This window comes from Rhizobium esperanzae (assembly GCF_014197615.1).
In the GTDB taxonomy this organism is placed as follows: Bacteria; Pseudomonadota; Alphaproteobacteria; order Rhizobiales; family Rhizobiaceae; genus Rhizobium; species Rhizobium esperanzae_A.
The window spans coordinates 114,747-134,700 of sequence record NZ_JACIFY010000016.1; the positions used below are offsets into that span (position 1 = coordinate 114,747).

Below are 19,954 nucleotides of genomic sequence, written 5' to 3' on the forward strand. Positions count from 1 at the left end.
GCGCGAAGAGCTGGCGATCGGCTTGAATATGACACGGAATGGTAGCAATGTTGCCGTGCTGACGGGGGGACAGGTCATGGGAACGATTGTTGCAGCGCATGCCTATGTCAACAACGAGGTCGCCTATGTGGCCTGGGACATCGATGACAAGATCGACGGATGCCTTGGTTTCGAAGTCGTCCGCGTCTATCTCGACGAACAGGGAAACGTGTCGAAAAAAGCCGATGGCAGCGAGGACCGGGTGACCTGCGCGGCCTGGGTCGCCTTCAAGGGACAGCGCAATCCGCACTGGCTGCCGCAAACTACCTCGATCTGGCCGGTGCAGAAGCTCTCCTGGCGCGATCTGACGCTGCGCAAGCGGCGCAACGAGATGAAACGGCGGCCGGACGAGGTCCGCGTGCGCTATGAAATCCGTCCGCTCGGCGATCTGAAGCCGGGCATGACGGCCGCGCTCGATCCGACGCCTGAGATGGTCGAGATCAACAAGCGGGACGAAAAGGGCAGGCCGATCAGGAAGCTCGACGGCACCTTCGAGAAAATTGCGGTCAAGGCCTATGAGGGGCCTCCACGCCCGCTCGGTTATCTCGGGCCGGCTGTCGCCTCCAATCCGGTGCATGTGACGCGCAAGCGCGGCCAGTTCGAATCCAGCTTCACCAACGGTATCCTTGCCGCGCAATGGCTGCGCAACGTTCTGCTGGAAGATGGTGTCAAGCAGCCGAACGAACTGATCGACATGATCTCCAATCCGGAAAACGGCATCCGAAAATATCTTGCCGGCGATGTCATTCCGATGCTCAGGGACTTCATGAATGCGCCCGGCCGCTTCCTTGTCGCCCTCTATGAGCTGGAGGACCTGGAACTGCTCGACCTGCTGCTTGCCAACAAGGACAAGTTGCGCATCATCCTCGCCAATACGGGAAAGGTCGGCGACGATTGGGATGTGCGCAATGCCCACGCGCGCAAGACGCTGATCGATGCCGGCGTCGAAATTCACCACCGCATGTTCAACAATTCGAGCCAGATCGGCCACAACAAGTTCGTCGTGCATATCCCGCCTGATGGTGATGGCGCTGATCGCAGCGTCTTCACCGGCAGCACCAACTGGACGGCCACGGGGCTGGCCGGCCAGTCCAACAATGCGCTGATCGTCAGGAACGATGCGGTCGCTGCTGCCTATATTTCCTATTGGGAACGGATGCTGAAGGACAATGCGACGCTGGAAGTGCCTGTCGAATTCGACGATGGCATGCCCGACAATCAGCAGAGCAAGGAATTCCGAGGCTCGAACGAGACGCCGTCCATTGTGCCGACCGGCAACGGCGCTTCGATCGAGGCATGGTATTCGCCGAATATGCAGAGCCGCAAGAAGGGCAAGGCGACGCCGCCCGATCTGCGTGAAGTCTACCGGCTGATGCGCCGTGCCGAGCACGCCGTGCTGTTCCTCGCCTTCTATCCCGGCCAGTCGGGCAGGGATTGCATCGTCGGCGAGGCGATCGATATCGGCGTTAAGGATCAGAAGCTGATCGTCACCGGCGCCGTTTCAAGCGCCCAGGCGATGCCCAATTATGTCGCCGGCAAGAAGAACGATCCCGACGATGAGGACGACGATGTCGACGCCGTCTCGCCCCATACGTTCGACGAGGCCAATGTCTCGATCGTCCGCGCCTCGCGCATCGACGACCGGCAACTGCTGGCGGATTTCGGCGCCGAAGAACTGACGGCCAAGAAGGTCGGCGCCATCATTCACGACAAGGTGCTGGTGATCGATCCCCTGTCGGAGGAGTGCGTCGTCGTCCTCGGCAGCCACAATCTCGGCTTCAAGGCCTCTTACGCCAATGACGAGAACATGCTGATCGTCAAAGGCGACCGCGCCCTTGCCGAAGCCTATGCCGTCCACATTCTCGACGTCTACGATCATTACCGCTTCCGTGCCGTCGAGGCGGAGTTGAAGCAGCAGGGCAAGAAAGGCTGGTCGGGCTTTCTGAACGTCGACGACAGCTGGCAGGACGGCTACGTCAACCGCACGAAGGGCGCGCTGACGCGCTATTTCGCGGTGGGTTGAATTCGCGGAGAAGCCGACGGCGGCGCGCCGCTGCCGTCAGCCTTCCGGCAGCGGCACGAATTCCTCTTCGTCACCAGGCACGATATCGAAGCGGCCGGTGCGCCATTCCTCCTTGGCCTTTTCGATCCGCTCCTTCGAGGAAGAGACGAAATTCCACCAGATATAACGTTTCGAATTCAAGGCCGCGCCGCCGAAGAGCATCAGGTGGCAGCCGTCGCCACCGGCTTCGAGCGTGATCGCATCGCCCGGCCGGAAGACCAGGAGCTGGTCGGCGGCAAAACGATCGCCTGCGATGACGACCTCGCCAGACAGTACGTAGACGGCGCGCTCTTCATGGCCGGCGCCGAAGGGAAATCTGGCACCCGGCTGCAGGCTGAGATCGACATAGAGCGTGTCGGAAAAAACCCCGACGGGCGATGTCATGCCTTCGAACGAGCCGATAACCACCCGCCCACGAACGCCTGGCGTTTCGATCAGCGGCATGTCGGACTTTTGCGTATGGGCGAAGGAAGGATCGATCTCCTCCTTGTCGTCGGGCAGCGCCAGCCAGGTCTGCAGCCCCGACATCAGCAACGGATGGCCGCGCAGATTATCGGGCGTACGCTCGGAATGCACGATGCCGCGGCCTGCCGTCATCAGGTTGATATCGCCGGGGCGAATGACCTTTTCGGTGCCGAGGCTGTCGCGATGGCGGATCTCGCCGTCGAAGAGATAGGTGACGGTGGAAAGCCCGATATGCGGATGCGGCTTGACGTCGAGCGCCTCGTTGGGTTTCAGGATCGCCGGTCCCATCCGGTCGAAGAAGATGAATGGCCCGACCAGCCGCCGCTGCCGCGTCGGCAGGGCGCGGCGCACCTGGAAACCGCCGATATCGCTCGTGCGCGGAATGATCAGGTTCTCGATCGCATCGCAGGCGAAGGCATCGCCGGGCAGGGGATCTTTACCGGGAAAGAAGGACATGACGGATCTCCATTCGCAGGGGCATTCCCCACAGATAGCGCCGGGAGCGTCGCAGGTCCAATTGGACGCGCATTCGCTCAGATCGCGGTAAAGCCGTTATCGACGAAAAGATGGACGCCGTTGACGAAATTCGACTCGTCGCTGGCGAGGTAAAGGGCAGCGCGCGCCACGTCCTCGGGCTCGCCGATCCGACCCTGCTGGGCGGCGATGGCGGCATCCGAGACATCGACGCCGAGTGCCTGCAGGTCGGCGACTTCGCGCAACCCGTGCGGCGTGCGGATGAAGCCGGGGCAGACGGCGTTGCAGCGGATATTGCGGTCGCGGAATTCGACCGCGATGGCGCGGGCAAACATATGCACCGCCCCCTTGGTCGTGTCGTAAAGCACTTCCATCGGGGTGGCGGCGACCGCCGAGATCGACGAGGTGCAGACGATCGATCCGCCGCCGGCGGCAATCATCTTCGGCAGTACGGCCTTGGTCATCAGGAACATCGAGCGCACATTGACGGCGTGCAGCCAGTCCCATTCCTGAAGCGTCGTTTCCAGGAAGGGTTTGATGACGATCGTGCCGGCATGGTTGAAGAGCACGGTCACTGCACCGTAACGTTCCTCGACGCCCGCAACGGCGGCATTGACGGCGGCTTCGTCGGAGACATCGGCCGTCCAGCAATCGGCTTCGCCGCCGGCATCACGGATCTCTCTGACGGTCTCGGCCGCAGCCTGGCCATTGCGGTCGACGATCGCGACGCGCGCGCCCTCGGCCGCAAAAAGCTTCGAGGCAGCACCGCCCATGCCGGTCGCGCCGCCCGAGATAATGGCGACCTTGCCCTTCAATCTGTCCGTCATGTGTCCGTCCCCTCGAGATTCTGCAAGGGGATCATAGATCGGCCGCAAGCCGATCGCCAAGCGCCTTCGTCAGGGCGTTGCGGCGCCTCAGGCCCCGTCGAGCGGCTCGACGCCCTGCGGCTTGCCGGCGCGGTCGAGCCGGATCTTCTCGATGCGGTTTTCGGCGGCCGAAAGCAGCGTTTCGCAATGTTTCTTCAGCGTTTCGCCGCGTTCGTAGATCTCGATCGATTCATCAAGCGCCACGTCGCCGCGTTCCAGCCGGGCGACGATGCTTTCGAGTTCGGCGACCGCCTTTTCGAAGGAGAGGCCGGATACCTCGGGCTTGGCGCTGTCAGTCATTCTCAACCCTTCATCATTCTCAGAATATGCATGCCCGCCGATTCGGCGAGGCCTTCGAGATCATAACCGCCTTCGAGCAGACTGACGACCCGGTTCTTCGCGTGCCGGTCGGCGAGTTCGAGCACGCGCCCGGTCGCCCAGTCGAAATCCTCGCCCGTCAGGTTGATTTGCGCCAAGGGATCGCGGTGATGGGCGTCGAAGCCGGCGGAAATGATGATCAGATCCGGCCGGAAATCGGCCAGCGCCGGCAGCACGCGCGATTTGAACGCCTCGCGGAAATGGTCGCTGCCGACATTCGGCGAAAGCGGCGCATTGACGATGGTGTTGTGTTTGCCCTTCTCGTCCTTGGCGCCGCTGCCGGGATAGAGCGGCATCTGATGCGTCGAGCAGAACAGCACCGAGGGATCGTCCCAGAAGATATCCTGCGTGCCGTTGCCGTGATGCACGTCCCAGTCGACGATGGCGACACGCTCGGCACCGTGCGTCTTCTGCGCATGGCGGGCGGCAATCGCGGCATTGTTGAAGAAGCAGAAGCCCATCGCCGTCGTCTTCTCGGCATGGTGCCCGGGCGGGCGGGCGGCGACGAAGACATTGTCGGCCCGGCCGGAAAAGACGTCGTCCACCGCCGCCATCGCCCCGCCGATGCCGGTCAGCGCCGCCTGCAGGCTCTTTTGGCTGGCATAGGTATCGGCTTCGAGCTGGTTGATCCGCTCCTCTTCCTCGGGGATTTCCCGCATCACGGCGATCAGATGCTCTTCCGGATGCGCCAGCAGCACCGCATCCTCGCTCGCCTGCGGCGCCTGCCGGCGCTCCAGCCGCTCGAAATTCGGATGTTCCAGCGCGACATTGATGGCGCGGATCCTGTCCGATCGCTCCGGATGGCCGGCGGGCGTCACATGTTCCAGGAAGATCGGATGTTCATAAAGACGGGTGCTCATGGAGACACTCTATCGGTCGCTTATGTCATGTTCCACAGCAGATGGGGCATCGCCCGATGATTCCAACAAGCGCTGTTGCCGTGCCGCCCGGCCATTTACCGCGTTGCAATTCCGGCGTTTACTTCGAGGAACCGCGTCGCTACTGTCGTTGACGAGGAGTTCTGTAAGCAGAGTTGTTGATGAATCAGCCGAAACGCCCTGGTGTGGCGGAAATTCATGTGCCGTTTCGCGATGTCGACATGACCGGCCGGATGTTCTTGGCCTCCTATATTTCCTATGCCGAGTCCGTCCTTGTAAGCTTCTGGTCGTCACGGCCGGATGTCGACGATGAACCGCTCTATAGTCCCAGCAAAGTCTCTTGCATTCTCCACCGCCCGCTGCACTACGACGAGCCGGCAGTCTTCACCGCCGCCGTCGACAAGATCGGCGTCCGCTCCATCGGCTTCCTCATCTCGGTCGACATCGGGGAAGAACGCGCCGCCGAAGTGGAAATCATCTGGCAGGCCCGCAGCAAAGAAGACCAATCGCCGGCCTCGCTGCCGGAGGAGACGCGCGACTGGCTTTATCGGTTTTTGGATTAGTGGCTCGGCTCGAAAATCGAGGCATTGTCATCCCGTGCTTTTGCCCTGGAGAAGCGGCTCGCCGAGTATGGTGATCTCGACGTTCGGATAAATCCGCTCCTCCAGCAATGTAAGGGATCCAACTCTCACGCCCGTGGGCAAAAGACCTGTGTCGAACTCCACCGGCGGCAGCCATTCTTCGGCAAAAAATCTGAACAGAGTAATGTGCGCTATTCGGGGTGGGGTTGGACGCCAATCTTGGAAGCGGACGGCATCTGAAATGGCCGAGCGCAGCCTGCGCAATGCAGGCGGTTCCTCTGCTTTTACAAAGACAGCGGCCTCTGAAGCCGCAACCTCATGAAAATGGAGGTCAAACGGCGAAGTCTCCTCGACCAATCTCCCCACCGTCTCCTTCCATTTCTCCCCGTTCAGCTTCCAGACCTCGTCGTTCGCAATACTGACTTGGGTCGCTGCGTTGACCAGAGTGACGATCGTCATGTGCAGGCTTGTTGCCGGAACGCGCGACAACGGCGCTGGGCTGTTGCGTTCGATACTGTCCTGCAAGCCGCAGAGCTTTGACAGAGTCTCGGGATCAGGCAGGAATTGCAAGTGAAACGCGCAGCACCGCCTGAACCAGAGTGTGTCGATCTTCGTGCGGATCACCAGCAACAGTCCTTTCACCCGGCACAGGCGCGCTGCAGCAGACGCGCGCAATCCTTATGTCTTGCCATCAGATCATGAAATCCAATGGCGGCACATCCCGTTTTGACGGGGCCGAGAATGTCATAAAAGTTTCATATCTCGGCTATTGCCGAGATCGGGGAAGTAATCCACTATTTTAATCAGGAAACGAGAGGCAAACGAAAGGAAACTGATTGGATTCATATCTCTTGATGACCATGTTCGTTGCAGGCGTCCTGGCTTTTGCCCTGACCGCGGCAACCGGAAGAACGGCCGCCCAGGCCACCGCAAACACCGGAGCCGGTCCGGACGCAGGCGGTGATGGTGGAGTTGGGTTCGAGGCCTCCGACGACGGGGGCTGCGACGGCGGGCATGGGGGAGGCTGTGACGGCGGCGATGGAGGTGGCGGGGACGGTGGAGGAGATTAAATCAAACGGAAATCGATAGAATGCCCGACCGCCTCAAGGCGGTTTTTTGTTGCCCGGATTTCGGTCCGTACCGCGGCGGCAAACAGGCCGGAATGTCAGACACATACGGAAACTACCGAACTGATCTGACACTTGGATAGATGAACGGATCCGGCACTTAATCCAATTTCTCGCTCGCCACGACAATCCCCCGCCCTATGTCAGGCGGGGCGGTGCTGGGCGAAGGTGTTGGAGACAAGCAATATGGTAAAATTCGCAGCCGCAAGCCCGTATATTTACGGGATCGACGCACTGCGCTTCGTATGTGCCCTCATGGTGACGGTATTTCATCTTGGATTTGCTTCCTGGGCTTCTCCCTTATATCTCAGGCCGTACCCAATGCCGCTGATCGAGAATATCGCCCAGCCCGGATGGGTCGGCGTCGAATTGTTCTTCGTCATATCGGGGTTCGTCATCGTCAATTCCGCCGCTTCGGCCACTGCGATGTCGTTTCTCAAGGGGCGAATTCTGCGGCTCTATCCGGCGGTATGGATTTGTGCGTCGCTGACGCTGATCGTCATCGCAACCGATGACGTCAACCGACGCGTCATCAAGAATTATCTGCGCTCGATCACGCTCTATCCCGGCGGGCCATGGATAGACGGCCAATATTGGACCCTGGCATGTGAGATCTGTTTCTACGCGATCGTTTTTGTCATGTGCCTAACCGGGCAAAAGACGAAGATGCCAGCTCTGGCTTTCGGCCTGTCGCTGGCCAGCACGATCTTCATCGCCCTGTTATATGCCTTTCCCGATGCAGCCATCCCGACGATATTCACCGAGACCGCCTGGCGGGCCATTCCCTTTTATTACGGCTGCCAGTTTGCCCTCGGCATCTACATATGGCTGCTTGTTTCAAGGCCGGATGAGCCGGATTTCCTGGCTGGGTTTCCTCGGCGCCCTGGCGACGGGGGCTGTGCAGATCTACATGGCAGGCGAGAACGCCAGCGACCGCACGCTTGCGACAGCGGGTCATTCCTTCTCATCATTCCCCGCAATCGCAATCTGGCTGGCGGGGCTGACATCGGTCGTTGCAAGTGTTGGCTACGGCAAGCGGATCAGCCGCCTGCCGGCCTCCTTCCTTCAATCGATCAAGACCCTCGGTGCGATGACCTACCCGCTTTATCTCCTGCACTTCGCAATCGGCGTCCAGATTGTCGATTGGCTGACCGATCTGGGAATGGCGCCGCTGCCGGCGCTCACTCTCGCCGTCGCGATCATCTGCGCAACGTCGTTCGCCGTGTGCAAATGGGGAGAACCGCCGATCCGCAGTCTTTTGCGGGAGCTCTTCGACAGGCTGGGGCAACGCACCGGTTTTCAGGCGAAAGAGTCTCGGGTTTAAGTGGGGAATCGAGGATCGAGGAGAGTGATCGGCAGGAAGCGCAACGACGTTCCGATCTTCCACCGGCGGCCGCTGGGCCGGGTCGACGATGCGAGTTGATTTGCAACGCATAATGGCCGCCTTCGCGTGGAAGGCGGCCATTGGGCATGCGCAGCAATCTGCCCCTTACGCGCTTAAGCGCGCGCCGGCAGCAGGGGATAGCCGACCATGACGGCGCGGCCGAGGAGAGCGGCGACGAAAGCCTTGATCACGTCGCCGGGAATGAAGGCCATCGAGCCGACGAAAGCCTTCTGGAAGCCCATGCCGCCGGCGGTCGCGAGATAGGTGATGCCGAAGGCATAGAGGACGGCGATGCAGCCGATCACGGCGGCGAGAAAGAAGCTCACGCCCTGCACCAGGCCGGATTGCTGATGGTTGACCAGCCGCTCGCTGAGATAACCGGTGACGAAGGCGGCGAAAATCCAGCCGACCAGGAAGCCGGCGGACGGCGAGGCGAAGATGGCAAGCCCGCCGCGGCCGCCGGAAAGCACCGGCTGACCGGCCGCGACCAGCGCCAGCACGATCAGCACGGCAATCGCGCCGCGCCGGGCGCCAAGCACGACGCCGGCCATCATGACGCCGAGGGATTGAGCGGTGATCGGCACCTGGATGAAGCCGAGCGTGATCGGCGGCAACAGGCCGAGCGCCACGATGATCGCGGCAAAGAGGGCGGTAAGAACGAGGTCGCGGGTGCTCATCATCAATTCCTGTTTATAGATCGTTAACTCACATGCCGCCGAATGCCGCGCGCGTCAATCGCCGCGGCGATATTATCCGCATCCCTCAGCGTCAGGATGATCAGCGGCGCAAGCAGCGTTACCGGCCGGACCTTCAGCCCGCGCGCCCGATGCGCTTCGCGAATCGCCTGGTAACGGCCGACGATCTCAGGCACAAAACGCAGCACCAGACCGAGCGCCAGGCCGATATCGTCGGCCTGCACCAAGCCGGTGCGTTCGAGCGGCCGGGCAAGCGCCGTCACCTCGTCGATGAACTCGGTGATCGAGGTCGTCGCCGTCACCGCGGCCGCCAGAAGCATCAGCGCCGTCAGCCGCAGCAGCGGAACGAGCGCCGCCTGCCAGGGATTGAAGATCAGATTGAAGAGCGCCACGACCGCAATCGTCAGGAAGATCGGCCGCAGCCGCCTGAGCGCATCGCCGAGCGGCTGGCCGACCATGCGGTAGAGAACCGCCGTCAGCAGCACGGCGCTCGAAAGCAGGATGAGGTTGTCGCTGATAAACAGCACGATGCCGAAGGCCATCAGCGACAGCAGCTTCAGCCGCGGCGAGAGCCGGTGCATCAGGCTGTTGCCTTCGACATAGAGCGACTGCATCAGGCGGCGATCTCCCTGTAGCGCGCGATCGCTTCGGCAGCCGGCGCATCGGCGGCAAGCCGCCCTTCATGAAACAGCAGCACCCGCTCGAAACCGGCGATCAGTTCCAGGTCATGGGTGATGATGATAGCGCTTTCGTCAAGTCCGGCAATGATCTTCTCGACCAGTGCCCGGTTCTTGAGGTCGAGCTGATTGGTCGGCTCGTCGAGGATGAGAATGCCCGGCCCCGTCGCCAGCACCGAGCAGAGGGCGGCCACCTGCAATTCGCCGCCGGAAAGCTCGTGCGCCCGCCGCTCGGCGAGACCCTCGGCGCCGAAGCGGGCGAGCACGCCCTCGACCTTCGCCTCGATCTCCGCCTTGGTGAAGCCGCGCCGCTTCAGCCCGAAGGCGATATCGTCTTTGACGATCGGCAGGATGATCTGGTTCTGCGGCGATTGGAAGATGAAGCCGACATCGGTCGCAGCGGTCTTTTCGTCGCTGGTATCGCGGCCGTTGACCATGACCCGCCCGACCGACGGTTTGGTCAATCCATTGATCAGCCGGGCGAACGTCGTCTTGCCCGAGCCGTTGAGCCCGATGACGCCGATGCGCTTGCCGCTGATGCCGAGCGTCAGCGGCTGCAGCGCCACCCGCGTCCCGAAACTGACCCCTGCGCCTTCGAATTGTATGTCCAAGCCATTTCCTCGTATCTTTCACGGGAGGAGATTGCCGAAGCCTGCCCCTCATCCGGCTGCCGCCACCTTCTCCCCGTAAACGGGGCGAAGGGGATATGCCGCGACCTCTCCATCCTCCACGTGCCTCTCGCAAGGCACGTCCCCTCTCCCCGTTTTTACGGGGAGAGGGTTAGGGTGAGGGGCAGCCATTGGCGCCAACTTGCAGGAATGCTTCTATACGGGGACATCGGATTGATGAAAGCACAAATCGCGCTGTCGATATCCGATCGCGATATCGGGTGGCTAGGAAGATTTTCCGCGTTATGATGTGCCCATGACGAATCTGCTTTCCAATTCCGACGCCCGCCGTGTCTTTCTTGCCAAGCAGGGGCTCAGCGCGCCGCCGAACCGCGCTTTGACCAAGGAAGGGCTGCTGCAGCTCATCCGTGAACTGGGTTTCGTCCAGGTGGACAGCATCCAGACGGTGGAGCGGGCGCATCACCAGATCCTGTTTTCCCGCAACCAGACCTACAGGCGCGAGCACCTGACCGCGCTGCTCGAAAAGGACGGCGCGCTGTTCGAACATTGGACGCACGACGCCTCCATTCTGCCGAGCGCCTTCTTCGTCTATTGGAAGCACAAGTTCCGCCATCAGGAGCAGGTGATCGTCGAACGCTGGCGCAAATGGCGCGGCGAGGGTTTCGAGGCGGCATTTGCGGAAACCTACGAACGCGTCGAACGCGACGGCGCGATCCTGGCGCGCGACATCAAGGCCGACGGCCATGTCTCGGGAGGGTGGTGGAACTGGCATCCGAACAAGACGGCGCTCGAATATTTCTGGCACACCGGCAAGTTCGCCATCGCCGGCCGCTCGAACTTCCAGAAGATCTATGATCTCACCGAGCGCGTTATCCCGGAGGAGTTCCGCAAGCCGGAGGTGAGCCGCGAGGAATTCGTCGACTGGGCCTGCCGCAGCGCGCTCGCCAGACTCGGCTTTGCCACCCATGGCGAAATCGCAGCCTTCTGGAACCTCGTCTCGCCCGATGAGGCCAAGGCCTGGGTATCGGCCCATCGCGACGAGTTGATCGAAGTGCTGATCGAACCGGCGCTCGAGGCCAAGCCGCGCCCCTCCTGGGCCTTTGCCGATTTCCTCTCGACCCTCGACAGCTACCCCGACGCGCCGCCGCGCATCCGCGTCCTCAGCCCCTTCGACCCGATGATCCGCGACCGCAACCGCACCGAACGCCTGTTCGGCTTCTTCTACCGCATCGAGATTTTCGTGCCCGAGCCGAAACGCGAATATGGCTATTACGTCTTCCCGCTGCTCGAAGGCGACAGGCTGATCGGCCGTATCGACATGAAGGCCGATCGGAAGAAATCGACGCTCGACGTCAAGCGGCTCTGGCTGGAACCGGGTGTGAAGCCTTCGGCCGGTCGGTTGGAGCGGTTGGAGGCGGAGCTGGACCGGGTTGCGCGGTTTGCGGGTGTGGAGAAGGTGGTGTTGCTCGATGGCTGGCGTCGTTGAACTTCGCTCTCGCGACGACGTGAGGCGTTAATCCGATCATCCTGCCGCACGGACCCATTGGTCCTGCGATAAACCGATCAGTTGTCTTTTGTATTCCCGGCAATAATCTCGTTTATTAATGAACCATCCCATACGAGCCCGATCTGAGCTTCGTACGGATGATCCGTTGGCATGCGGCCAGAATATACGCCAATGAACTTATTCAGTGGCTTATCTAGTAGAGACATAACGCCTGGTTGGACCATGTGGTTTGTCCAGCTTCGACGAATAACCGGCGCTCCTGACATGCCGGGGCGCGACGCGGTATCAACTAACATGTAATCCGTTGTAAACCGAGCAAGTTGCGGCTCCGATGCTATGCTTCCTCGCTTCCAGACGGGATAAGCGGGAGGAGCGATTTTAAACGGATAACCGAGGATGAACACTTCCATCCCGACCTCGATGCGCAATTCCGCGTTTGCTAAAATATTGAGCGGATAGAGCGCAACGATCGGATTATTCGGTATCACAGGAATCGGAAGCACAGCGACATCCACGCGCCTGCTCGGGTGAACTAGCCAAAGCGGGTTGTCGTCCTTATCTCTTATCTCAATGTCCCATCGCTGCTTCTCGAATGATCCGGTTCGGGTGTTAAAAAGTCCACGCAGCATGTTTGGCCGACCGGCGTCTGATCTCAGATGGCCGCGTGTGAAGAAGTCACACATAGAGAGAACATGCCAATTGGTCACAAGGTAGAATTTGTCTTGGAGTTGCCATACAAATCCTGTGCCGTGGCCGAGAAATGTATCGCAAAAATACTGCTCAAGCGGAATTGTTGTTAGTGTGAAATGATCTATTGTCGTCATTGTGCTCAATCACATGGCGAGGTCGCAGTCCCTGTGTTCGACCGAATATAGTATTTCCGAAGTAGTCTAGAAAGAAAGGGCAGCCATCGGCTGCCGCAGTCGTCAGCAGATCTCCGTCTTGCTGATCTTGATCCCAAAACCTTCCAGGCCGACATAGTGGCGTTCGCGGCTGGTGAGCAGCTTGATCGAGCTGACGCCGAGGTCCTTGAGGATCTGGGCGCCGAGGCCGATTTCCAGCCATTCGCTGTCGCGGGTCTGCGCTTCGGCATGGGCCTCGCGCCCCTGGCTGCGGGCCTTGCGGCCATTGTCGGTGTGGCCGACGCCAACCGAGCCCTCGCGCAGATAGACGATGACGCCGCGGCCTTCCTCGGCAATCTTCTGCATGTAGAAATCGACCGGGCTGTTCTTGCCGAACAGATCCTCGGCGACATTTTCCGGATGCAGGCGCACCGGGATGTCGACGCCGTCGCGGATGTCGCCGAAGACGACGGCAAGATGCTGCATCGGGTCCCAGGGCAGGGCATAGGTATGGGCCTTTGCCTTGCCGAACGGCGTGTCGACATCGAAGCTCGCGCCATGTTCGATCAGCGTTTCCTTGCGCTGGCGATAGGCGATGAGATCGGCGACGGAGACGAGCTTCAGCCCGTGCTGCTCGGCGAAATCGACCACCTGCGGGCCGCGCGTCACGGTGCCGTCATCATTGACCAGCTCGGAGATGACGCCGATCGGCGGCAGGCCGGCAAGTTTGCAGAGGTCGACGGCGGCTTCCGTATGGCCGGAACGCATCAGCACGCCGCCTTCGCGGGAGACCAGCGGAAAGATGTGGCCGGGACGGACGAAATCGGCCGCGCCGACATTCGGATTGGCGAGGTTGCGCACCGTCAGCGTCCGGTCGTCGGCGGAGATGCCGGTCGTCGTGCCGTGCTTGAAATCGACCGAGACGGTGAAGGCCGTCGTATGGGCCGAATCGTTTTCCGCCACCATGGCGTTGAGGTTGAGGCGTTTGGCCTCTTCCCTCGGCATCGGCGCGCAGACGATGCCCGAGGTGTGGCGCACGATGAAGGCCATCTTCTCCGGCGTGGTGTGGACGGCAGCGACGATCAGGTCGCCCTCGTTCTCGCGGTCATTGTCGTCCATGACGACGACGATCTCGCCGGCCTCGAAGGCCCTGATGGCGTCGACGACGCGCTTCTGGTCGTAAGACATGGGACGCTCCTATTTCAGACGGCCGGTCTGGCCGCGGTCGCGAAGATAATGGTCGGCGATGGCGCAGGCGACCATCGCCTCGCCGATCGGCACGGCGCGGATGCCGACGCAGGGGTCGTGCCGGCCCTTGGTGCGGATGTCGACATTCTTGCCGTCGGCATCGATCGACTGGCGCTCGGTCAGGATCGACGAGGTCGGCTTGACGGCGAAACGCGCGACGATCGGCTGTCCGGTCGAGATGCCGCCCAGAATACCGCCGGCATGGTTGGAAAGGAAGATCGGCACGCCGTCATTGCCCATGCGCATTTCGTCGGCATTGTCTTCGCCCGAGGTTTCGGCAGCGGCAAAACCATTGCCGATCTCGACGCCCTTGACGGCGTTGATCGACATCAGCAGCGAGGCGATATCCTGGTCGAGCTTCGAATAGATCGGCGCGCCGAGGCCGGCCGGTACGCCCTCGGCGATCACCTCGATGACGGCGCCGATCGACGAGCCGGCCTTGCGGATGCCGTCGAGATACTCCTCCCAGACCGGCACGATCGCGGCATCGGGGGAGAAAAACGGGTTCTGCCCGACTTGGTCCCAGTCCCAGTTGCGCCGGTCGATCTTGTGCTTGCCGATCTGCACCAGCGCGCCGCGCACCGTCACACCAGGCACGACGAGGCGGGCGATACCGCCGGCCGCAACGCGGGCAGCCGTCTCGCGCGCCGAGGAGCGGCCGCCGCCGCGATAGTCGCGAATGCCGTATTTGACGTCATAGGCATAATCGGCGTGGCCAGGGCGATATTGCCGGGCGATCTCGCCATAATCCTTGGAGCGCTGGTCGGTGTTTTCGATCAGCATCGAGATCGGCGTGCCGGTTGATGTCATCGTCTCGCCGTCGGCATCCAGCATGACGCCGGAGAGCACCTTCACCAGATCCTCCTCGCGCCGCTGTGTGACGAAGCGGGATTGGCCGGGCTTGCGCTTGTCGAGCCAGACCTGCAGGTCGGCGAGCGTGAAGCGCAGCCCCGGAGGGCAGCCGTCGACGACGCAGCCGAGCGCCGGACCATGGCTTTCGCCCCAGGTGGTTACGCGGAAGAGGTGACCGAATGTATTGTGCGACATGTGTTCCCACGGTGGCGCGCCAAAGCCGATCGCGCCATTGCTTGAAAAGGCGCGACACTCATAGGCCAAAAAACCGCCGAGGCAAAAGCCTTTCTTTGCGCCAAACCGGCCGCGGCGGAAATGCTGTTTCCGTCCATATCAAAGGAAGGCGGTCAGGATGCCAGCCGCCATCCCATTCCTGTGGCTTCGGTGGCGAAATCGTCGAAAGAGAGCGGCCGCGAGAAGGCATAGCCCTGCAGAATATCGCAGCCGAGATCGCGCAGCAGCTCGGCATGGGCTGCCGTCTCCACCCCTTCGGCCACCGTCTCGACGCCGAGCGAGCGGGCGATCTCGATGATCGAGCTGACCAGCGCCCGTTCCTGCGAGGCATTGACGATCGGCTGCACCAGCTGGCGGTCGATCTTCAGCCGCTTCGGCTTCAGCTTCAACAGGCTGACGATCGACGTATGGCCGGTGCCGAAATCGTCGACCTCGATATCGATGCCGAGCGCCTTGATGCGTTCGAGATTGTGCGAGACCACATCCTCGCTCTCATCGAGGAAGATCGATTCCACCAGTTCGAAGGAGAGTTCGCCCGGGCGGACCGACAGATCGGCGAGCGATTCCAGCAGGCTGCCGTCATGCAGCCGCCGCGCCGAGACATTGACCGAGACCTTGGGCACGGCAATGCCCAGCGCCATCAAGCGCATCTTGTCGCGCAGCGCCGTTTCCAGCACGATCCGGTCGAGCGTCTGTACGACATTGATCTCGTCGGCGATGCGCAGGAACTTGTCGGGGGTAAGCCACCCCTTGGCCGGATGCTTCCAGCGCACCAGCGCCTCGACGCCGGTCAGTTCCATCGTCCTGGCGCAGAATTGCGGCTGGTACCAGGCGGTGAATTCGCCGTTGTCGATGCCGGCGAGGATCTCGTCGGCCGTGCGCTTGGTGTTGATGACATCGGCCTGCAGATTGTGATTGAAGAATTCGAAGCGGTTGCGGCCCAGGCTTTTGGCGCGGTAGAGCGCGATATCGGCATTGATCAGCATCTTGCGCGCATCGACATGGATGCCGTTGGCCAGCGCCACGCCGATCGACACGCCGCAGCGGCAGGAAAAACCCTGGAAATCGATCGGCTGGCGCATCTCCTCGATGATCCGCGTCGAAAGCTCGGCCATCTCCTTGTCGCCGACGTCGAGCGCGAGAATGACGAACTCGTCGCCGCCGATGCGCGCAACCAGATCGCTGCCGCGGACGTTCCTGGCGAGCACTTTCGAGGCATGCACCAGCATCGCATCGCCGGCAGCATGGCCGAGCGTGTCGTTGATTTCCTTGAAGCGGTCGAGGTCGATATGCAGGATCGAGAATTTCTGCCGCTGCTGGCGGCCGTCATGGGTGAGCTTTTCAAGCGCGATATCGAGTTTGCGGCGATTGGCGAGTGCGGTCAGCGGGTCGTGCAGCGAATTGTGCTCGATCCTGTTCTTGGCAAGCTCGAGCTCGATATTCTTGGCGACCGCCTCGTCCTTGGCCGCCTTCAGCCGGATCGTCATCAGCACGTCTTCGGTGGCATCGAAGGCGATGCCCATGATCTTCGTCTCGCCGCTTCCCGTCTGGTGGACCTTGCCGACCGAGCGCACATAGCGCACCGAGCCGTCGTCTGATATCACCCGGCAGACCAGGGTGTGCGTATCGCCGTTCTTCTTGAAGTAACGTGCGCTTTCGAGCGCCAGGCCGCGATCCTCGGGGTGGATGCAGCCAAGCCAGGTCTCCTCGGTCATGAAGCCGTTGCGAGGGGCAAGCCCGTAGAGCTCGTGCATGCGCTCGTTCCAGATCGAGCCGCCCCGGCCGGGCCGCGCTTCCCAGATGCCGCACTGATAGGAATTGAGCGCAAGGTCGAGCCGGCTCGACAGTTCGGCGAGTTCCCCCTCGCGGCTGGAAAGCTCTTCAAGCGCCAGTTCCAGTTCGGCATTCTTGACCTCGCTCGTGTCCCTGGCCTTGCGCAGCGTGTCGGTCGTCTCCGCATCGGCGGTCACGTCCCAGACGATGCCGATCGTCTTGCTGACGCCGCCGGCATCGATATAGAAGGCGCCGACCGAGCGCAGGTGGCGGATGCCGCCATCGGCAAGCAGGATGCGGTACTGCGCCGTGCAGGCAGCGCCGGCAATGCTGCAGCTGAAGAAGTGCATTTCGGCGATGTCTCGGTCCTCGGGAAGGATCGCCGCCAGCCATTCGTCGAGCCCCCGGCTTGCCTCCTGCGCCGGCTTGCCGTGCAGGGCCGCGGCGCGCGCATCCCAGAGCAGGCTGCTGGTCTGATCCTGCAGCTCCCAGATGCCGATATTCGAAGATTCCAGCGCCAGATCGAGCCGCTGCGACAGTTCCTTGAGTTTCGCTTCGCGCGTCTCCAGCTCGGTGATGTTGCGATTGCGCTCACCGAGCAACAGCGTGGCAAAGAAGATCGGGACGATGATGATGATGCCGGCGGCAGCGACGATCAGGCGCAGCTCGGTTCGGTTTTCCGGTATCGCGTCCCAGCCGCTGTTCGGGACGACGGAAAGCTCCCATTTGCCGCCGGGAAAGCCGATCTTCTGGCGAATCGGATCCTTGTCGTCGATATCGGACGACCCGAAGAAAGGCGCGGCTGTCGTGGCCTTCGCCGGCGAGCCGACATCGCGGATGGCGATCGAAAGATGGTCGAGATGCGGATAACGTTCCTGGCTCTCGCGGTCGCGCGCCGGCATCAGCCCGGTCGTCTCGTAGAACATCTGCTGGTCGATGACGAGCTCGACCGCGCCCCAGATCCGCCGCTCGCCGTTCTCCTTGACGAAAACCGGGAAGAATATGGCAAAGGCGCCCCGGCCGTCGGTGCTGACCGGGCCATAGAAACGCGCCGACTGATCGCCGGCCGCGCGGGTCATCGCCTGACGTGAAAACAGCGATTCGCGCACGTCGCGGCCGATCTGCTCATTGCCGGATTGCGGGGGATAGACGTTGCTGACGATAAAATCGGGGGCGACGGCGATATGGATGAAGGGCGGATTCTGGATCAGCAGCCAGTTGATCTGCCGCTCGATCTCCTCTCCGCTGGCCGCGCTGACGGAGATCAGGTTGGAAAGGTCGCGAACGATGCTGAGGTCCATGTTGATCTCGGCCATGACCCGGGCACGGATGAGGTTTGCCTCGCTTTCGGTGCGGATATGAAGTTCGCGCATGGAAGATTGAGTATTGGCACGGTCGAGGCCGAAGCCGACCATGATGACGACAAGGGCGACGAAGGATGAAACCAGAAACGAGGCGCGGGTATTCTTCAACACGCGCCGTAACTGCTTGTTGTCGCTCAGCCTGGAAAGCAAAATGAAACTCCCATATTCCGGGCAACTGTAGGGCGCGGGGGTTAATTTACGATTGCCCGCCGGCGATGCCGAAATCATGGGAAGGGGAAAACCGCGGTTAAGGCGGCATCTTGATTATATTTAAAATCCTATTCATCAATTGGGCGGGAAAAGCCATTCTTCCGGGCAATTTTCGCCATATTCAGGAGGCTATCTGTGACCAGTCATGTTCTCGTGCAGCGTTTCAAAAGGATTGTCGCCATGCGTTTCGTCGTCGCCACGCTTTTGGCAACAGCAAGTTTTCTGTCGCCCATGAGCAGTTTTGCCGAGAGCGCCGATGTCGAGGCGACCATCAAGAAGGTCGACACAACAAATCTCGTGTTGACGCTCGATGACGGCAAAACCTATCAGGCGCCCGAGGAATTCAATTTCGACGGCCTCGAAGCCGGCGTGAAGGTGATCGTCTTCTATACCGAGGTCGACGGCAAACGCGTCATCAACGATCTCGATATCGTCAAATAGGCAGCCTAACGCTTAGATCGGCGTATAAAATTCACTTTCATTCCGCTACATATGTACACTATGCCACGTCGGCATAGTGCCAACGGTGGTGCGCAAACCGTGTAGGACAATCGTGTCCGCTATGGAGATTGATCGTATGAAACACGCCTCGATCATAGTGCGCGCGGATTGGGATGAAGAGGCTGGCGTCTGGGTTGCCAGCAGTAACGATATCGAAGGCTTGGCCGTCGAGGCCGATACTCTCGAAGCGCTCGAGCCTAAAGTTGTCGCAGCTATAACCGACCTTTTCGAGCTGAACGGCTTCACCTCCAGCTTGCCGGAAATCCCTATCCATATCATGGCCGAACAGCTCGTTCGCATCCCTAATCCGACCTATTGATCGCATGGCCGGCTATCTCCGCGAACTCAAAGAGTTATTGCTGAAAGCGGGATGCGAATATGTGCGACCGGGAAAGGGTGATCATGAAATCTGGTACAGCCCGATTTCCAGCCGCCACTTCACCGTCGACCATGGTGTTAAATCTCGCCATACGGCCAATGAAACGCTGAAACAGGCCGGACTTCCGAAGGCTTTCTGATCGGGGGCGCCCTAAGCAATTCCAGCAAAAGCCTGCAGCGGAATTGCTCTGGTGATGCCTACAGCCAGACAATCGTCTGCTCGGTGGTGTCGATCCTGGCGATCCGGTCCTGCGGGATCGCGCCTTCCGCAGCGCTGCTCTTCGGCAGGTCGGAAATCGTCTGGAAAAACGTGCGGATGACGCCGCCATGCGTCACGCAGACCGTCGGACGATCGACGGACTGCAGCCATGAGCCGGTGCGCCAGGAGAGGATTTCATAGCTTTCCGCGTCGTCGCCGGGCGGGATGAAATCCCATTTCGAGGCGTTGCGTTCCGCCACCCGCTCGCGTTGCGTCGCCTTCAGCTCCTTGAGCGTCGAGCCCTCCCAGTCGCCGAAGGAAATCTCCACCAGTCTGGGGTCGGTGCGATAGGCGAGCGGCGGCAGGCCCATGGCGGCGCGGACGATTTCCATCGTCGCGCGCGTGCGTTGGAGCGGGCTTGCGACGAAGTCGAATGCATCGACCGTGTCGCCGAGAATGTCGCCAAGCGCCAGCCCGTTCTGACGGGCCTGTTCCAGGCCCGTGGCATTCATCGGAATGTCCTTCTGGCCCTGCAGGCGGCGCTCGGCATTCCAGTCGGTCTGGCCGTGTCTGATCACATAGATAAGCACG

20 protein-coding genes are annotated in these 19,954 nt (G+C 61.1%); 7 read left to right on the forward strand and 13 right to left on the reverse strand.

What is annotated here, in order from left to right; genetic code table 11:
- Positions 1-76: 76 nt before the first annotated feature.
- Complete coding sequence (locus tag GGD57_RS20900) at positions 77-2,062, forward strand: phospholipase D-like domain-containing protein (RefSeq protein ID WP_184472186.1); 1,986 nt, start codon at positions 77-79, stop codon at positions 2,060-2,062.
- Positions 2,063-2,098: 36 nt separating this feature from the next.
- Here GGD57_RS20900 and GGD57_RS20905 read toward each other — a convergent pair whose 3' ends face one another.
- The 4 genes from GGD57_RS20905 to GGD57_RS20920 all read right to left on the reverse strand — a co-directional run bounded on the left by GGD57_RS20905 (position 2,099) and on the right by GGD57_RS20920 (position 5,144).
- A complete protein-coding gene (locus GGD57_RS20905) occupies positions 2,099-3,022 on the reverse strand; it encodes a pirin family protein (RefSeq protein WP_184472187.1) in 924 nt (307 codons plus the stop codon).
- A 77-nt stretch (positions 3,023-3,099) separates the two neighbouring features.
- Positions 3,100-3,867, reverse strand: coding sequence for an SDR family NAD(P)-dependent oxidoreductase (locus GGD57_RS20910; protein ID WP_184472188.1), 768 nt, complete (start codon positions 3,865-3,867; stop codon positions 3,100-3,102).
- An 87-nt stretch (positions 3,868-3,954) separates the two neighbouring features.
- Positions 3,955-4,206: an exodeoxyribonuclease VII small subunit gene (locus GGD57_RS20915; RefSeq protein ID WP_003584656.1), complete on the reverse strand. Its 252-nt coding sequence runs from the start codon at positions 4,204-4,206 to the stop codon at positions 3,955-3,957.
- 2 nt (positions 4,207-4,208) lie between these two features.
- Positions 4,209-5,144, reverse strand: coding sequence for a histone deacetylase family protein (locus tag GGD57_RS20920; protein WP_184472189.1), 936 nt, complete (start codon positions 5,142-5,144; stop codon positions 4,209-4,211).
- Positions 5,145-5,323: 179 nt separating this feature from the next.
- Between GGD57_RS20920 and GGD57_RS20925 the strand changes: the two genes are divergently transcribed.
- Positions 5,324-5,725, forward strand: coding sequence for an acyl-CoA thioesterase (locus GGD57_RS20925; RefSeq protein WP_184472190.1), 402 nt, complete (start codon positions 5,324-5,326; stop codon positions 5,723-5,725).
- A 27-nt stretch (positions 5,726-5,752) separates the two neighbouring features.
- Here GGD57_RS20925 and GGD57_RS20930 read toward each other — a convergent pair whose 3' ends face one another.
- Positions 5,753-6,367, reverse strand: coding sequence for a 2'-5' RNA ligase family protein (locus tag GGD57_RS20930; RefSeq protein ID WP_184472235.1), 615 nt, complete (start codon positions 6,365-6,367; stop codon positions 5,753-5,755).
- A gap of 689 nt (positions 6,368-7,056) precedes the next feature.
- Between GGD57_RS20930 and GGD57_RS20935 the strand changes: the two genes are divergently transcribed.
- Positions 7,057-8,307: an acyltransferase family protein gene (locus GGD57_RS20935; protein WP_246713707.1), complete on the forward strand. Its 1,251-nt coding sequence runs from the start codon at positions 7,057-7,059 to the stop codon at positions 8,305-8,307.
- A 60-nt stretch (positions 8,308-8,367) separates the two neighbouring features.
- On the opposite strand, the gene GGD57_RS20940 is transcribed toward GGD57_RS20935, so the two are convergent.
- Genes GGD57_RS20940 through GGD57_RS20950 form a run of 3 tightly spaced genes read right to left on the reverse strand, consistent with a single transcriptional unit; the run spans position 8,368 to position 10,237 of the window.
- Complete coding sequence (locus GGD57_RS20940) at positions 8,368-8,931, reverse strand: biotin transporter BioY (protein WP_184472236.1); 564 nt, start codon at positions 8,929-8,931, stop codon at positions 8,368-8,370.
- A gap of 23 nt (positions 8,932-8,954) precedes the next feature.
- Positions 8,955-9,563: an energy-coupling factor transporter transmembrane component T family protein gene (locus GGD57_RS20945; protein ID WP_184472191.1), complete on the reverse strand. Its 609-nt coding sequence runs from the start codon at positions 9,561-9,563 to the stop codon at positions 8,955-8,957.
- Complete coding sequence (locus tag GGD57_RS20950; RefSeq protein ID WP_184472192.1) at positions 9,563-10,237, reverse strand: energy-coupling factor ABC transporter ATP-binding protein; 675 nt, start codon at positions 10,235-10,237, stop codon at positions 9,563-9,565. The genes GGD57_RS20945 and GGD57_RS20950 overlap by 1 nt, the downstream gene beginning before the upstream one ends.
- A gap of 313 nt (positions 10,238-10,550) precedes the next feature.
- Here GGD57_RS20950 and GGD57_RS20955 point away from each other — a divergent pair, with 313 nt between their 5' ends.
- The gene (locus tag GGD57_RS20955; RefSeq protein ID WP_184472193.1) at positions 10,551-11,741 is read left to right on the forward strand and encodes a winged helix-turn-helix domain-containing protein; all 1,191 of its coding nucleotides are present in this window, start codon (positions 10,551-10,553) and stop codon (positions 11,739-11,741) included.
- Positions 11,742-11,818: 77 nt separating this feature from the next.
- Here GGD57_RS20955 and GGD57_RS20960 read toward each other — a convergent pair whose 3' ends face one another.
- The 4 genes from GGD57_RS20960 to GGD57_RS20975 form a co-directional block, all read right to left on the reverse strand.
- Entirely contained in the window at positions 11,819-12,586 is a 768-nt protein-coding gene (locus GGD57_RS20960) for a S1 family peptidase (RefSeq protein WP_184472194.1), read from the reverse strand.
- A 102-nt stretch (positions 12,587-12,688) separates the two neighbouring features.
- Positions 12,689-13,792 carry a 3,4-dihydroxy-2-butanone-4-phosphate synthase gene (ribB, locus tag GGD57_RS20965; RefSeq protein ID WP_126908860.1) on the reverse strand — a complete coding sequence of 368 codons (1,104 nt, stop codon included), beginning with the start codon at positions 13,790-13,792 and terminating at the stop codon, positions 12,689-12,691.
- Between the two features lie 9 nt (positions 13,793-13,801).
- Positions 13,802-14,899: a chorismate synthase gene (gene aroC / locus GGD57_RS20970; RefSeq protein WP_184472195.1), complete on the reverse strand. Its 1,098-nt coding sequence runs from the start codon at positions 14,897-14,899 to the stop codon at positions 13,802-13,804.
- Between the two features lie 152 nt (positions 14,900-15,051).
- A complete protein-coding gene (locus GGD57_RS20975; protein ID WP_184472196.1) occupies positions 15,052-18,225 on the reverse strand; it encodes a bifunctional diguanylate cyclase/phosphodiesterase in 3,174 nt (1,057 codons plus the stop codon).
- Positions 18,226-18,465: 240 nt separating this feature from the next.
- Here GGD57_RS20975 and GGD57_RS20980 point away from each other — a divergent pair, with 240 nt between their 5' ends.
- The 3 genes from GGD57_RS20980 to GGD57_RS20990 all read left to right on the forward strand — a co-directional run bounded on the left by GGD57_RS20980 (position 18,466) and on the right by GGD57_RS20990 (position 19,304).
- Positions 18,466-18,726: a DUF1344 domain-containing protein gene (locus tag GGD57_RS20980; RefSeq protein WP_184472237.1), complete on the forward strand. Its 261-nt coding sequence runs from the start codon at positions 18,466-18,468 to the stop codon at positions 18,724-18,726.
- Between the two features lie 136 nt (positions 18,727-18,862).
- Positions 18,863-19,105 (forward strand): DUF1902 domain-containing protein, encoded by a 243-nt coding sequence (locus GGD57_RS20985; RefSeq protein ID WP_170263311.1) that lies wholly within the window; start codon positions 18,863-18,865, stop codon positions 19,103-19,105.
- 4 nt (positions 19,106-19,109) lie between these two features.
- Complete coding sequence (locus GGD57_RS20990) at positions 19,110-19,304, forward strand: type II toxin-antitoxin system HicA family toxin (protein WP_184472197.1); 195 nt, start codon at positions 19,110-19,112, stop codon at positions 19,302-19,304.
- Positions 19,305-19,362: 58 nt separating this feature from the next.
- On the opposite strand, the gene GGD57_RS20995 is transcribed toward GGD57_RS20990, so the two are convergent.
- Complete coding sequence (locus GGD57_RS20995) at positions 19,363-19,953, reverse strand: histidine phosphatase family protein (protein WP_184472198.1); 591 nt, start codon at positions 19,951-19,953, stop codon at positions 19,363-19,365.
- Between the last annotated feature and the right edge of the window lies 1 nt (position 19,954).